This window comes from Geomonas sp. RF6, assembly GCF_021044625.1.
In the GTDB taxonomy this organism is placed as follows: domain Bacteria; phylum Desulfobacterota; class Desulfuromonadia; order Geobacterales; family Geobacteraceae; genus RF6.
In genome coordinates this window covers 1,403,292-1,417,877 of sequence record NZ_CP087999.1, presented here as the reverse complement: position 1 = coordinate 1,417,877, position 14,586 = coordinate 1,403,292, and the positions used below count along the sequence as shown (strand labels likewise).

Below are 14,586 nucleotides of genomic sequence, written 5' to 3'. Positions count from 1 at the left end.
CGCGCTACCTTCCCAACAGACGGTACTCCATCGCGCGAGGTGTGCCGTGACTCTGCAGATTGGCCACTTCACCTCCTGTGTTATAATGAAGCCTGTCAAAAGGGGGGGCGCTATGGGAAAGCTGGAGGGGGAGAAGACGTTGATGCGGATTCATATCAGCGAGAATGATACTTTTCACCATAAGCCGCTCTATGAGGCGCTGACGCAGCTTTTGATGAAGGAGGGTTTCAAGGGGGCGACGGTGCTGCGCGGGATTTCAGGCTTCGGCCCTCATCTTGTCTATCACTCGGATCGGTTCCTCGAGCTCGCGAAGGAACTGCCGATAATCATCGAGGTTGTGGCGAGTCAGGAGAGGATTGACCGGACGATGCCGAAGATAGATGAGATGATGTGCGGCGGGCTGATTACCCTGGAGAAGGTGCGCGTTGTGCGCTACTGCGACAAGAACGACGAGGCGTGCCTGGTGAACGAGCCGTAGCCGACCCCGTTCGCCCTGAGCCTGCCGAAGAGGACTCCCCGGATTCTCCGGCCCGCGGAAAGCCGGAAAACCTTAGAGGCGAGCTTCGACAGGCTCAGCACGAACGGTATGACGGATGAAGTCGGGGCGAAGGCAGTGGCGGTGGTGAAGTCGGACTGCCGGGAACGCCTGCGGCTTATCCCGGCCTACATGACAACGTGCGTACATGCAAGCTCAGAAGTAGTGATTCCACAGAAGTCCCGCTTCTTCGATCACGTTGCTGTTCATATACTGCCGACTGTACTGAGTGGTGATGCTGTTGTTCTGGTTTACCCTGAAGTTTTGCCCCGCCCCGAAGGTCACAGTGTCGCGATGGTCCCCCAGCCGGTACAGAAACCCCCTCGCGAAAAGATGCACTTTCCACCACTCCGTTAGCTGCTCCAGAATCCCCACGCTTATCCCCGGCGCCAGGCTCACTCCGGCGCGCACCTTCCCCCCTGCGACCAGATCGGCCTCTCCGAGTCCATAGATGATCCCGTCCCACGGGGAGGAATAGGTGTACCCCCCTCCGGTGTTCAGCCTGAAGACGAGCGCATCCTGCCCGTTTCTCATCGCCTCCCGGTCGGCGCCGAAGGCAACCTTCCAGGAGAGCGACTTGAAAAAGGTGTCGCGCGGCGCCAGCGAGATGATGTCGACGAGGTGCACCCTCTTCAGACGCACGTCCTCGGTCTTCGCATTGTAAAGAAGGGCGGTGTTGAAAAACTCGATCTGCGCGCCGCGGATGTACCCTATGTCGGGGTCGAGGAGCCCGTGAAAGGCGGGCTGCGCCTCCAGCTCTACCACCGGCTCACCCCTGCGCACTCCTGCTCCCACTGCGACCTTGCTGGTACGGTGCCCGCTCTCGGGGCGAGAAGGCTCCTTGATCTCGTACAGCTCGACCGGGGGCGTGCCGAGCTTGCTGCGCGCCCTGAGCAGCTTCAGGTAAAGCTTGCTGTACTCATCCTTGTCGAGTTCGTCGCGCGCGTAGCGCACCTGCACGTACTCCGCCGCCACATCGAGCATCCTCATCTTTTCCGCGTTCGAGACGTCTCCGTCCTGAAGCAGCGCCTCCGGGTTTCCTTCTCCGTGGGCAAGGGTGTACGCAGACTTCCTGTCTTTCAGGTCCATCACCGAGAGGATGGCGTGGATACGGGTACCCTGGGACGGCCGGTAGTGTGGCTCGTCGAGGATGCCGCTTTCCTTCGCCACCCGTATGGTGTCGGTGGGAAGGACGAAGAAAAAGCCGGTCCTGTCGGTTAGGTGGATCTGCGGCCGTGCGGCCTCAATTACGAAGAGAAGATTGTAGGAGCAGTTCTCGTCCAGGAAGTAGTACGGGGAGGACATGGTCTGCAGCTCCCAGAGGTGGTTCATCATCATCTTCACCTCGTCTTCCGACAGCCGCAGGGTGTATTCCCACATGTCCCTGTGTTCGAGATCGTTGTACTCCTTGGTCTTCTCGTAGTATGGCATCATGGAGTAATATCCGGGATACCCGCCGGTAAGACCCCTGTAGGCGTAGAGGAAGCCGTTTGTGTCGGTGGTGCCGGCTGCGTAGTTCGCGGCGTAGGAGAGGAGACGGCTCTTCCTGCTGCTGTCGATGCGCAGCAGGGTGTGGCCGAACATCGATGCCGGGCTGTTTGTGTGGCCAACGGGAAAGACGAGGACGGCGGACTTGGCGTCGACCAGCGTGATCGTCTTGTCCCTTTCGGAGCAGGTAAAGGGGGGGAGGCGGGAGGTATCGATGTCGAGCTTTCCCTTCAGCCATTCGAAGCGTGCAGGAAGCCTGCAGGATGTGTGCTCGCCGTCTTTCGCGGCTGGCACGAAGAAGCTTCTGAGTGTCGCCTCCAGCTCAGCCGCGCTGTCCGTTTTACCGTCAGGAGAGAGAAAGAATTTTTCATCGCCGATGCGGCTGCGCTCCACGCCGCGGTAACTTTTGCTGTAGTGGAGGAGCGTCTTCCATCCCCGGTCTTCATGCAGCTTCAACTCGGTGGCTCTTCGCAGGAGCAGGTTAAGGTAGGCATTGTCGACCTCTGCGCACGAGGGGGTGGGGGAGAAGGCGAGGAGAAAGGCGCTGACGATCACCACGAGGAGCAGAACGGCCGGTAAGGGAGACGATAGCTGCAGCGCATTTCTCATGTGGGGTCCCCGGTACGAACGATTGGCTTGCACCATCCTGCGCTCATTGCAAATCCCCCTGTCCCGCCCTGTCCCCCGTTCGCAAACGCTCATCGGAGAATTCCGGGGAAGCCGTAGTATGTTCCAATGAAGGGCCGCACGAGGCCTCGCGCCCCCCCATTGCGAAGGGGGGACAGGGGATTTGACCTGCGGTTCGACGGCCGAGATGTACTGTTGAACGGGCTGCGGTTCTGGAGGAGACTTGAAGATCAAATCCCCCCTGCCCCCCCCTTCGCAAAGGGGGGAACGTTGGGCACGCTGCAGTGCTTCGTGGCAATGGACCCACGCGCCCCCTGAATTCCCGGATGAACCTTTGCGAGGGAGCGTAAGACTCGCCTGCTCCTTTAAGAGCCCCTGAAGTATCGGGCTGCCTGGCAGGTATTTTTCCTGCGACAACCAAATAAAAAGGTACACAAGATGACCCTGTGTACCTTCTTATGTGCAAGGTGCTGCGTCGGGTCAGCTGTTCGCTACGGCGTAGGCGTTGTCGATTACCTGTGCCACCTCGACCTTGTCGGAACTGAAGACCTTGTCGAAGTTCGCCTGCAGCTTCGCTTTGTATATGACGGACTGCTCCTGGGGAACCCCCATCATTTCAACGAAGGTATCCAGCGTTTCACCTTTACCCATCGACATTTCTTTCGCCAGGTTGTCCATGTTGGACTGGACGAAGTTTATCAGCTTGTCGTTCTGCACGAAGGCAGACGGTTTCGTGCAGTTGGAGGTGCCGGAGCTAATGCCGAAGGTCTGGGTTCCGGAAGTGCCGTTGGTGGTGGCCTGGAAGCTCTGAAATACGGCCGATCCATCCGCTTTCCTTTCCCAAAGCATCGTTCCGAGACCGCAGCCGGTGTTGACATGGGCCTGCCCCTGTGCCAGGGCGACTCCTGATGCTGCAACGGATAATGCGAGTGCCAGTAGTAAAGTTCTCATGGCTGTCCTCCTATTGTGGTGCCTTAGTAAATCGTATGAAATTTTGAGTACTTGTCAACGGCAGTGGGCACAAAAGCCGCTGCTGGAGGCGCTGTTTCAGGTGTCTGAGGCTCTGGAACCCGTGCTTTGGGCGAGGATGTTGCATCTGCCGCAGCCCCAATTGTGCTATAACTGGTGCCGGCCCCAAACATGGGGCAAAGAGACTCATGGAGGAAATGTGTTGAAGGCTTTTTCTATCATTTGTGTGCTTGTTCTTGCTCTGGCCGCAAATGTCTCTGCTGCCGACCTTGCGCTGGTCGAGGCATCTGCGCTCGCTACCCGCCTTGCGGAATCGGTCATCCTCGATGCGCGTCCCCGGAAGGAGTGGAACGCGGGGCATCTGCCGGGAGCGCACTCCTTTTACTGGGAGGACTACTCCAGGAAGGAAACGGCCGGTGCCGAGACCCGCATCCTCGCACCGCGCGAGATGGCTCCGGCTCTGGCTCGGCTGGGAATCGACGAGCGGACGCCGGTGGTTATCTATGGTGATGCGGACAGCAGCTGGGGTGGAGAGGGGTGGGCCGCGTGGCTCCTCTCCTCGATGGGGCACAGGGGAAGCATTCGCCTATTAAACGGTGGTATTCAGTCATGGCGGGAAAGGGGGCTTCCGCTGGTGAAGGGCCCTGAGTCGACTGTGCCGGCGAAGGCGCACTACCGGGTGGACCTGAGACCTCAGCTGTCGGTTGCTGCCGAGGACCTCGAGAGGCTAAAGGGGAAGGTCTCCCTGGTCGATGTGCGCTCGACGCTGGAATGGTTTCGCGGGAGAATACCGGGCGCGGTTCATATCCCGTGGCAGGAGTTTTTCACCGGAAAGGAGAGACGGCCGCTGTCGCCGGCACAACTCAAGAAGCTTCTGGCAGGGCACGGCGTCGACCCGGAGAAGCCGGTTGTCTACTACTGCGCAGCGGGAGTCCGTTCATCGTACGCTTGGCTCGTGCATCACCTTTCCGGGCTGCCGGATGCCAGGAATTTCTACGGCGGGATGGATGCCTGGAAGAAGACGGGACGCTGAATGGCGAACCTGATCCAGTCGTTGACGCGGCAGCATCATGCTGTATTCCCGGTATACTTGTGCTCCGAAAGCCATCGGTCAGCGTGGTGGGGAGGTCTCTATGCACAAGCTTTTTTCGACAGTGGTCCTGCTGATTGGAATGTGCCTTGTTGGCTCTGCGGGGGTAGCGGGGGGTGAGAAGGGGCATGGCAATGCGGATGAAACCGTAACACGCCTGCATCACATGCACACCTTGATGAATCACAGTCTCATCATGGCGTTGCAGGGGTCCGATCTCCTGATGCATTCCCGGATGCAGCCGCCGCAGCCGCTCGGCCAGCTTTCTGCGGCACACGGCAAGGAGATGATCGCACAGGGAAAGGCAACACTCAAGGATGTCCTCTCCGGCACCGAGATGAAGATGGCCCACGAGCAGGGGCGGTGGAGTGATCCTCTGATGGGTTACACCCACGAGCTCGGGGCGGAACTCCTGGCGCTGGTGGATGATCTGGAGAAGGTCGAGCTGCGCGAGCTATCTGCGCACCAGAGGCAGATTCCGCTCAACCATGCCCTGGAAATGGCTGCAGAAGGCTCCAATCTCGTCATGCTCGGCGGCATGAAGATGGCGGGACCGATCGACGAGCGCACCGTGCGACATGGCCGGAAGATGATTGCTGATGGGCGCAAGCTCTGGGATCAAGCCGCAGCAGCCATGTCTCAACAGTCTCCGGCGGAACGGTCCTTTATTCGGCACGGCGGGAAGGTCATTTCACTGCTGGAGAAGATGAGCGCGCTGCAGGAATAGTGCGGGGGAGATAGCTATGCGTACCGTTTTGAAAGCTGTCGTGGTGGCTATTGTCTGCTTCCTGCATTTCGGAGAGTTCGCTTTGGCGGCGGGGACCGCTGCTACTGCCACCGAGGGGCGCGGAGAGCGTACGGTGCTTGGGGATCTCGATCTGCGGACGCCGGCGGGTAAGCAGGTTTCACTGATCCCGCTGGTGGGGTCGCAGGCGATCGTGGTGGTCTTCTGGGGCTCCGGGTGCCGCAGTTGCGCAGAGGAGGTCCAGCGCCTCAATGGGCTCGACTCCGACAGGCTTATCAAGGTGGTGGCGGTCAACGAAGGGGACAGCGTCAAGACGATCGAGGACTTTTCCGCGAAGCACAATGTGGCGTACGAGGTGGTGGTCGATTTGGACGGGGCGGTGGCGAGGGCTTTTGAGGTTTCGGGCGTACCCTCCTGCGTTATCCTCAGCCGTTCGGGCCTTATCGTGTACCGCGGGCCTAAGCTTCCGGAGGAGATAGATTATTATGTTGCGCAGTAGGTGAGAAAACCACAGCCCCGCTGGCACTTGTAGGCCGGAATAAGCGGTAGCGTTTCCGGCATTCGCTGCCGCGCGGCTGCGTCTGTGGTGGGTATTGTGGACTGCCGGGAACGCCTGGCGGCTTATCCCGGCCACATGACACCCGAGGCGGACGTTCTCTGTTAAAAGGGAGGGGCGGGCGGCGTGTTAGGTGCGCTGCACTTGTAGTCCGGAATAAGCGGTAGCGTTTCCGGCATTCGCTGCTGCGCGGCTGCGTCTGTGGTGGGCATTGTGGACCGCCGGGAACGCCTGGCGGCTTATCCCGGCCCACATGACCACCCTCGCGGTTGAATGGAGGGGCGCTGCATCACGGAGGGCTAGTGGCGGTTGCGCCGCCAACGCAGGCAAGATGCCTGCGCTCCAGCGCGGAGGCCACCTTTCGGTGCTGGTCGTCGGCGGGCTGGGACACTGCTACTGCGATACCAATCCTGCTACTTCGATGACCATTGCCGCGGTTCCCTTGCAGACATCGGTTGCGAAAGACATATTCAACGTCTCGAAGGTGTCTCCGGCGTTGTGATAGTTGGGGTTGCGGAAGTTGGTGGTGTCGGTGAGCATGATCGCCTGGTACCCCCTGTCCCAGAAGGGCGCATGGTCGGACCTCCTGGTATCGGGGAGGACTTCTCCGTTGCCCGGCACGACGAGGCAGACGCACGGAAGCGAGATGCTGTTACGCTGCACCCCTTCATTGAAAGCCTTCACCAGCCCCGCTGATTTGTCGTTCCCTATCACCGTCAGGAAATCCCCCGTCTTTGGAACCTCGACCGGTACGCCGGCGGGTGCGTTTTGCTGCACGTCCGGACCGGCGTACGCGACAGACTCCAGCACCACTACTCCTTTTATATCCCATCCCCTTTCCTGTGCGTACTGGGCAAGGGCTGTGCTGCCGCGCAAGCCGGAGCCGGGGTCGTCTTCGCGCGCATTTTCCTCGAGAGTGACGGCGACGAATTCAAGGGAGCTGTCAAACTGATACGGCTTCAGCACCCTGGCCAACTCCAGCAGAACGGCGACGCCGCTGGCATTGTCGTCGGCGCCGGGAGAGGTGGAGACGGTGTCGTAATGTGCCACGACCATCACCCGCCCCTGCGGCTCATCAAGCCCCCAGCGGCTCGCCACGATATTGAGATAGGTGCAGCCGTTCTCCCCTACGCAGTGCTCTGTGATCCGGTATCCGAGGGACTGCAGGAAATCCTGGATGTAATCGGCCGCACGGTCGAGGGCGGCAGCTGCGGCGGTCGGGTGCCTTACTCCTTCGAGCGCCTGAATATGGGTGGCGAGCTGTTCCTGTGAGACTTCCCCGAGGATTTCCTGCATCAGTTCCATTGTCACACTCCGGTGGTGGGTGGTTTTAGAGCATCCGAAGCTTACAGCCTATCCACCAGCGTTGCAAGAGAGGGCGCATCCCCTCCTACAGCGCTGCCGCCGCCCTCTCTCCGACATGCTCAAGGGGGGTCTTCTCCAGCATCTCCCGAAAGGTGCGAAAGGTCCCGCTTCTCCTCGCCGCTATCGCCGCCAGGAGGGCCTCCGTCCGCTCTCCCTCCTCGGCGCGGTCACGTGCCATCTCGCTGAAGACGTCCATGTCATGCAGCTTCCCGAGCACTTCCTGGTACTTCTTCAGCGTGCTGTGCAACTCGTCGTAATCCCTGTGAAGGAGCGGCGCGATGATCTCCAGCCGGTACCTCTCTCTCTTGATCGCGATGCGCAGCTGGTGCTGGGCGGCGCCCTCCTTTTCTTCCATGGCGACCGGCACGAGTTCGGCGACGCTCGCGGCTCGGGCGAGGATACCGTCCCGTGCGTACTCCCTGATCTCCATGAACGGATCCCGTTCGCTCTCCTCAAAGATGATGGGCCGGTCGCGCGCTGTGTGGTACTCGTCCCGCAACGGTTGCGGCGGGAAGTCCTTCAGCCCCCGTTTCACCTTTTTGCGCGCGACCTTCTGCTCTTTTCCCAGCGCGTCGAGTAGCTCCGGCTGGAGGGGCGCTCCCTCTCCCATCTCCTCAGGGGTGAGTGACTGGAAAAAGAGGATCGCTTCGTCTGTGTTGCGCAGCGTCCCGAGGAGACGCGTCACCTTTTTCACCTGCTTTTCCAGCTTTGCGAAGTTGCCCGCCGGAAAGCAGGGGGAAAAGAGGGCGATACCTTCCCGCAGGCGGCGCGACGCCACGCGGAGGTCGTGGATGTCCTCTGCGTCGAATGATTTCTGCGCCTTGGTCAGGCGACGGAAAAACTCCTCTCCGTGTCCCATCAACATCTCACGGGAGGCAACCCATAGCGGAGTGGATCCGGTGAGATTCATGCGGACCCCCTGGAGACGGGGGACTGGCTAAAGGCCATCAGACGTTCCTCCTCTGTGCATTGTAGATCCCCCTCTGGATTCAATCTTCCCTGCCGAGGATATTCCGCAGGAAGTTGCAGCGTGGCAAGAGAAACCACAGCGACGCGAAAACGCAGAGAAGTCCTGCCGCGAGCGCCGCGCTGACTGCTTCGTTGTGCAGGATCAGCCGGGCGATGATGTAGAAGTCGAGCGACACCCCGAACATGAGCGGGATCATCGACCAGAGCAGGAGCCGCGAGGCAATCATGAGGAAGTGCCCCGATACCTCTTTTATCCCTGTCTGTCGATGGTACGCTGCCGGTGCCATGACAAGAGCGACGGCAATAGCCACAAAGCCTATCGCCACAAGGTGGCAGAGCTGTTCCCCCTCTCTCAGTCGCTCGCTGAAACCGGAGTTTATGACCGCAATGAGCTGAAAGCCAAAGAGTGCCTGGATACCGGGAAGTACCATGCGGCATTCTTCCAGTATGTCGCTGGCGGCTTCACTCATGGAGAGTGATTCTTTTTCTTCCGGTCTGACTGTCATGGCTCCTCACGCCTTTCCTGTCATGGCTTCGCGCCGGACACGATTGTCAAAGGACCCGCTCATAGTAACATTGTACCGGAGTTTTTGTACCCCCGCCCCGGGCGCGACACAGGCGGGCTTTGCATCCGGCGACAGCTGAACCTGAAAAGCTGAAGGGATTGTAAAGGAGGGATGATGAGGAAAATCACGAGACTGTTGATGGGATTCTTGGCAGTCATGGCCCTTTCAGCCTGCACCGTTTTCGACGTCGCTCTTCTTCAGCCGACGCGGCCGTTCAAGGAAAAGGTGGTCGAAGGGGAGGGGCACGCGAAGATCCTTCTGCTCGAAATAAGCGGGATGATCTCGGAGAAGGGTAAGAGCGGCTTGAAGGAAAAGCCCTCCATGGTGGCGGAGTTCAAGGAGGCTCTGCAGAAAGCGGAAAAGGATGACGCTATTGCCGGCGTTGTCCTGCGCATTAACTCTCCGGGGGGGACGGTCAGCGCCAGCGACATCATGCACCACGAACTCCTGGCCTTCAAGGCGCGCAAGAAGGTTCCGATCTACGCCTCTATCGTTGGGCTCGGTACCTCCGGGGCGTACTACCTCGCCTCGGCCACTGACCGCATCAGCGCCCACCCCGCATCCGTGACGGGGAGTATCGGCGTTATCCTCATGCGCTTCGAGGTCGAGGGGCTGATGCAGAAACTCGGGGTGAAGGAGATAAGTGTGAAGTCGGGGGCGAAGAAGGATATGCTCTCCCCCTTCCGCCCCGCAACGCCGGAGGAGGAGCGCCTCGCCCAGGAAGTAATCAACAGCCTCCACCTCCGTTTTGTGGAGATCGTGCTCGGGCGACCGGGAAACAAGCTGCAGCGCAAGGAGCTGGAAACGCTGGCAGATGGGCGGATCTATACAGCCGACCAGGCGCTGGCGGCGAAGCTCATCGACAAGATCGAGTACCTGGACGAGACGATAAAGGGGGTGAAGCAGGCGGCGGGGGTGAGCGAGGCGAAGGTCGTCAGCTACTACCGCCCCGGCGGCTACCGCAGCACGATCTATTCGGGGGACCCATTCACGGACGTGAACGTGAGCCTGGTGAAGGTGGGGGGCGAAGGGGTGGAGGTGATGCCGGAGGGGGGCTTCATGTACCTGTGGCGGCCGTAGCTACCCCCCCTCGAGTTTCCTGATGCACTCGGCGATGTCTATCCCCTCGCCGAGTACGCCGGCGAAGAGGTCGCCGAGGCGCTCGATCCGGGCAGGGACGGAGCTGATGGTGAACTGCGAGGGGGAGAGCCCGATTTTCACCTCATCCCAGGAGAGGGGGGTGGAGACGGTCGCTCCCGGTCGGGGTCGCAGGCTGTAGGGAGCCGCCAAGGTCTGCCCCCCGCGGTTCTGCAGGAAGTCGAGGTACACCCTCTGCTGGCGCTTCGCGGGGGACCTGACGATGCTGGTGAAATCGGGAGCCTTGCTGTTGGCGATGGTGGCGATCAGTCGCGCGAAGTTGGTGACGGTGTCGTAGTCGTACTGCGCCGCCAGGGGGATGTAGATGTGGATTCCCGTGGCTCCCGAGGTCTTCGGATAGCCGGTTATCCCCATAGAGTCGAGGACCTCACGGACGACGAGGGCGGTTTCCACCACCTTCTCAAAGGGGATGTCCTCCGGGTCGAGGTCGATCACCATGAAATCCGGGTTGTCCGGGCTCTGGACCCGGGAGAGCCACGGGTTGATCTCGATGCAGCCGAGGTTGGCCATGTACACCAGGGTGGCCTCGTCCTGGCAGAGGAGAAAGTTGATGTACTTGTCGTTGGAGTTGGAAAAGATTCTCTGCGTCCCCACCCACTCGGGAGGGAGATCGCCCGTGTCCTTCTGGAAGAAGCCCGGCTTGTTTATCCCCTCCGGGGTGCGGTACAGCGACTCGGGGCGATCCTTCAGGTGCGGCAAAATGAATTTGGCCACAGTCATGTAGTAGTTGATCACGTCCCCCTTCGTGTAACCTTCGTCGGGCCAGAAGAGCTTGTCGAGGTTGCTGAGCGACAGCTTCCTTCCCCCTATCTCGAGCTGCCGGTCCTTCCCCTTTAGTACTCCCACGATTTTCTTTGCAGGCGGGGGGGCAACCCCATCCCCACCCTGTCCCTCCCCTTGAAAGGGAGGGGACGCTTCGGAGGCGTTTTCCTGCATGGTCGGGGCGGTTGGAGCGGGCTTTGCCTCGGGTGGAGGGGGAACTGTCGCCGGCTCCGGTTCTGCGGCGGATTGCAGTGCCTCGCTCACGTTCAGGAATTCCGTCTCCCGTACCACCGTAGCCGGGTCCCTGTCCACACGCATCCCGATGAAGATGGGGTGGCGCATGACTCCTTCGTCGGTCCATTCGGTGAAGGAGACCTCGCACACCAGCCGGGGCTCCACCCAGGTGGCGGTGAGCCCGATGCTGCTGCGGAAGGGGGATGAGGGGCGGATCAGGGGGCGCAACTGCCCGTCCACCTCGGCGAGGGTCTTCTCGTCGAATCCTCCGCCACAGAGGCCGATGTAGACGAGCTCCTCCTGTTCATACACACCGAGCACCAGCGCGCCAAAATACCTCCTGCTGCCGCGGGGGTCGGTGAAGCCGCAAATGACGGCTTCCTGTTCCTGCTTTATCTTGATCTTCAGCCATTCCTTCGTCCTTCGCCCCGTATAGTACTTGCTGCTGCGCCTCTTGGCGATGATCCCCTCGAGCTCTGATTGCCTCGCGATGTCGAAGAAGGTTTTCCCCTGCTCCGTCACATGATCGGTGTACTTCACGTTGGGGAGCTCGGGGAGGAAGGCGCGCAGGATCTCTTTCCGCTCTTCCAGAGGGAGCTCGCGCAGGTCCTGACCGTTGAGGTAGAGGATGTCGAACGCGAAGTAGGCGAGGTTTCCCCTACCGGTTCTTTCGTAGTTCTGTACGAGCTGGAAACTGGGGCGCCCCCGGTCGTCGAGAACGACGACCTCGCCGTCGAGCACCGCGGCGCCCGGAAGTTGTCGCAGCGTCTCCACTACACCGGAAAATTTTGTGTTGAAGGAGAGGTTGTTGCGGGAATAGAGACGGACATCGCCGTTTTCGATCTCGGCGACTGCGCGGTAGCCATCGAGCTTGATCTCGAAGAGCCACTCGGGATTGTCGAAAGGCTCCTTCAATGCCGAGGCAAGCATCGGCTTCGTTTGGCGCGGCATCGGGAGGCCCGCGGTGACTGAGGGGGGCGCTGCGGCTGCGGGCTCAGGGGGCGCCGGGGTTGCCGGTGCAGGCTCAGGGGGGGAGGGCATTGCCGGTGCCGGTTTCGGGGGGGCTGGCGGGGGGGGCGAGGCGTGCGGGGGCGCCGTTTGAGAGGGTGCTGGTGCTTTCTCCCCTTTCGCGTCTGTCCTCTGCGGCGTTCCGCGGCGGTTGCGGTCTTCGAGGATCCTCTCCGTCACCACGGACCGGGCGTCCCTGGTGATGTCCTCGGTGGTGGCGAACTGGTCCTTTTTTTTCAGCAGGAGCCAGGAGTTGTCGTCTGCCGACTTGATGCGCACGAGGGCGAACTCCCCCTTGAGCTTCTCGCCGTAGAGGATGAACTTGAGGTCCCCCTTTTCGTATCCTTTGCGGAGGGCGTCCTCGTCCCCTTCCGAGCCGTCGCGGTTCAGCGCCCGGTAGCTCCCCTTGTCCCAGATAATGACGTCACCTGCGCCGTAGTTCCCCTTGGGGATCGTCCCCTCGAAGTCCTTGTACTCGTACGGATGGTCCTCGACATGCATGGCGAGCCGCTTCAAGGCGGGGTCGAGAGAGGGGCCCTTTGGGATCGCCCAGCTCTTCAGCACGCCGTCGAGCTCGAGCCGGAAGTCGTAGTGCAGACGTGTCGCAGCGTGCTTCTGCACCACGAAGCTCAGTTCCCCGACCCCATCGTGCGGCGGGGCGTTCTTCTTATCCTGCGGCGGCATGGAACGTTCTCTCTATCAGGCAGCCTCTCTCTTTTTCTTTTCCAGGCTTTCCTTGAGAAGGGCCATGAGGTCGACGACCTTCGTGGGCTGGGGCGCTTCTTCCGCCGGTGTCGGCTGGAGTCCCTTCGATTTCTCCTCGATGATCCTCTTCAGGTCCTCCACATAGGTATCGTGGTACTTCGCCGGGTCGAAGGGGACCGTGAGCTGCCCGATGAGGGTCAGGGCGAGCTCGATCTCCTGGTCGCGCAGGCTCTGGTTCTCCGGGAGCTTCAGCTCCTTGTAGTTCCTCACCTCCGAGGCGTACCTCATCTGATTCAGCACCAGTACGTCATCGTACGGCTTCAACACCCCCAGGTTTCCCTTGTTGCGCAGCACATAGGTGGCGATCCCCACCTTCCCGGATCTCTTCAGTGCCTCCAGAAGCAGGGCGTACGGCTTCGCCCCCGTCTTGTCAGGCTCCAGGTAGTACGGCTTCTCGAAGTACCTGGTGTCGATCTCGCTCTCCTGGACGAAGTCGAGGATGTCGATGAGTTTCGTCTTTTTCACGTTGGCGTTCTGGAAGTCCTCGTCGGTGAGGACGATGTATTCGCCGTCGGTGTACTCGTACCCCTTTACGATCTCCTCGAAGGGGACTTCCTGATTGTCCCTCTTGCACACCCTGAGGTACTTGATGGGGCACAAGTCATTCTTTCGCAGCATGTCCAGGTCGAGAGAGGTGCTTTCGGCACCGCTGAAAAGCTTCACCGGTATATTGACCAACCCGAAGCTGATCGCTCCGGTCCAGATCGCTCTCATATCTTGAACCTCCGTGCATCTTGGCCGCTTCCGGCGCCCGCTCTCCGTGCGGCGGCGCCCCGCCAGCTAGTCGTTCACGTAGTAGCGGCGCAGCGGCTGCAGCTTCTCGTCGAGTTCGTACACCAGCGGGACGCCTGTGGGGATCTCCAGGTTGAGGACCTCGCTGTCGCTCATGCCGTCGAGGTATTTTACGAGCCCCCTCAGGCTGTTGCCGTGGGCGGCGATGAGGGTGCGCTTGCCGCTCTGGATGGCTGGTGCGATGAGGTCGCGCCAGCAGGGGAGGACGCGCGCCACGGTGTCCTTCAGGCACTCCGTCGAGGGCATCTGCTCCGGCCCGAGGTAGCGGTAGCGCGGGTCGAACTGGGGATGGCGCGGATCGCTCTCCTCCAGCGCGGGGGGGCGGATGTCGTAGCTGCGCCGCCAGAGTTTCACCTGGTCGTCGCCGTATTTCTGCGCGGTCTCCGCCTTGTTGAGCCCCTGCAGCGCGCCGTAGTGCCTCTCGTTCAGGCGCCAGTCCTTCTGCACCGGAACCCACATCAGCTCCATTTCGTCGAGGGTGAGATAAAGGGTCCAGATGGCGCGCTTCAGCACCGAAGTGAAGGCGAGGTCGAATTCAAACCCCCTCTCCCTCAGGTTGCGCCCCGCCTTTCTGCTCTCCTGCCGCCCCACATCGCTCAGGTCAACATCGGTCCAACCGGTGAAAAGATTTTCCTTGTTCCATACGCTTTGCCCGTGTCGTAACAGTACCAGCTGATGCATGCCCAGCCTCCATCTATCTATTTGAGTCTACGCCTGTGCTGTCAAAGCTAACAGCTCAATCACACTAGGAAGTCTACCACGGCGCAGGTGGAGCCGCTTATCGGGCCGGCCGTGTGACGGAGAGGGGAGGCGCTGTGCCGCAGTGGCACCCTCTCTGCCCTTATCGTATACTAGTGATGATGCAAGTTGCGGCGGGACGACCTTCGTGAGGTCGCGCTCCCCGTGACGATGATGGTATGTATTTCGAGGTAGCTTGATCCGAGGAGGGGGACCAGG

13 protein-coding genes are annotated in these 14,586 nt (G+C 60.7%); 5 read left to right on the top strand and 8 right to left on the bottom strand.

The features are described 5' to 3' along the window. Positions 1–112 precede the first annotated feature (112 nt). The gene (locus LPW11_RS06055; RefSeq protein WP_230997234.1) at positions 113–478 is read left to right on the top strand and encodes a DUF190 domain-containing protein; all 366 of its coding nucleotides are present in this window, start codon (positions 113–115) and stop codon (positions 476–478) included. 213 nt (positions 479–691) lie between these two features. Here the strand turns inward: LPW11_RS06055 and LPW11_RS06050 are convergent, their stop codons facing one another. Together LPW11_RS06050 and LPW11_RS06045 are read right to left on the bottom strand one after the other, a co-directional pair. Continuing rightward, entirely contained in the window at positions 692–2,632 is a 1,941-nt protein-coding gene (locus LPW11_RS06050; RefSeq protein WP_230997233.1) for an Lnb N-terminal periplasmic domain-containing protein, read from the bottom strand. Positions 2,633–3,130: 498 nt separating this feature from the next. Continuing rightward, a complete protein-coding gene (locus LPW11_RS06045; protein WP_230997232.1) occupies positions 3,131–3,601 on the bottom strand; it encodes a DUF3015 family protein in 471 nt (156 codons plus the stop codon). Positions 3,602–3,821: 220 nt separating this feature from the next. Here LPW11_RS06045 and LPW11_RS06040 point away from each other — a divergent pair, with 220 nt between their 5' ends. The 3 genes from LPW11_RS06040 (at position 3,822) to LPW11_RS06030 (ending at position 5,953) form a co-directional block, all read left to right on the top strand. Further along, complete coding sequence (locus LPW11_RS06040; RefSeq protein WP_230997231.1) at positions 3,822–4,652, top strand: sulfurtransferase; 831 nt, start codon at positions 3,822–3,824, stop codon at positions 4,650–4,652. A 100-nt stretch (positions 4,653–4,752) separates the two neighbouring features. After that, positions 4,753–5,436, top strand: a complete 684-nt coding sequence (locus LPW11_RS06035; RefSeq protein WP_230997230.1) for a hypothetical protein — start codon at positions 4,753–4,755, stop codon at positions 5,434–5,436. Between the two features lie 16 nt (positions 5,437–5,452). Then, on the top strand, positions 5,453–5,953 hold the full coding sequence (locus LPW11_RS06030; RefSeq protein ID WP_230997229.1) for a TlpA family protein disulfide reductase: 501 nt from the start codon (positions 5,453–5,455) through the stop codon (positions 5,951–5,953). Between the two features lie 450 nt (positions 5,954–6,403). Here LPW11_RS06030 and LPW11_RS06025 read toward each other — a convergent pair whose 3' ends face one another. The 3 genes from LPW11_RS06025 to LPW11_RS06015 all read right to left on the bottom strand — a co-directional run bounded on the left by LPW11_RS06025 (position 6,404) and on the right by LPW11_RS06015 (position 8,850). After that, complete coding sequence (locus LPW11_RS06025; protein ID WP_331001600.1) at positions 6,404–7,315, bottom strand: M28 family peptidase; 912 nt, start codon at positions 7,313–7,315, stop codon at positions 6,404–6,406. Between the two features lie 85 nt (positions 7,316–7,400). Beyond that, positions 7,401–8,285, bottom strand: coding sequence for a CHAD domain-containing protein (locus LPW11_RS06020; protein ID WP_230997228.1), 885 nt, complete (start codon positions 8,283–8,285; stop codon positions 7,401–7,403). Positions 8,286–8,364: 79 nt separating this feature from the next. Next, the gene (locus LPW11_RS06015) at positions 8,365–8,850 is read right to left on the bottom strand and encodes a DUF6328 family protein (protein WP_230997227.1); all 486 of its coding nucleotides are present in this window, start codon (positions 8,848–8,850) and stop codon (positions 8,365–8,367) included. Between the two features lie 198 nt (positions 8,851–9,048). On the opposite strand from LPW11_RS06015, the gene sppA reads away from it, so the two are divergent. Beyond that, positions 9,049–9,990, top strand: coding sequence for a signal peptide peptidase SppA (gene sppA, locus LPW11_RS06010; RefSeq protein ID WP_230997226.1), 942 nt, complete (start codon positions 9,049–9,051; stop codon positions 9,988–9,990). On the opposite strand, the gene ligD is transcribed toward sppA, so the two are convergent. From ligD to gpmA, 3 genes are all read right to left on the bottom strand, one after another. Continuing rightward, positions 9,991–12,756, bottom strand: coding sequence for a DNA ligase D (gene ligD / locus LPW11_RS06005; RefSeq protein ID WP_230997225.1), 2,766 nt, complete (start codon positions 12,754–12,756; stop codon positions 9,991–9,993). Between the two features lie 15 nt (positions 12,757–12,771). Then, complete coding sequence (ku, locus tag LPW11_RS06000; protein ID WP_230997224.1) at positions 12,772–13,551, bottom strand: non-homologous end joining protein Ku; 780 nt, start codon at positions 13,549–13,551, stop codon at positions 12,772–12,774. A gap of 66 nt (positions 13,552–13,617) precedes the next feature. Next, positions 13,618–14,310, bottom strand: a complete 693-nt coding sequence (gene gpmA, locus LPW11_RS05995; RefSeq protein ID WP_230997223.1) for a 2,3-diphosphoglycerate-dependent phosphoglycerate mutase — start codon at positions 14,308–14,310, stop codon at positions 13,618–13,620. Positions 14,311–14,586 lie beyond the last annotated feature (276 nt).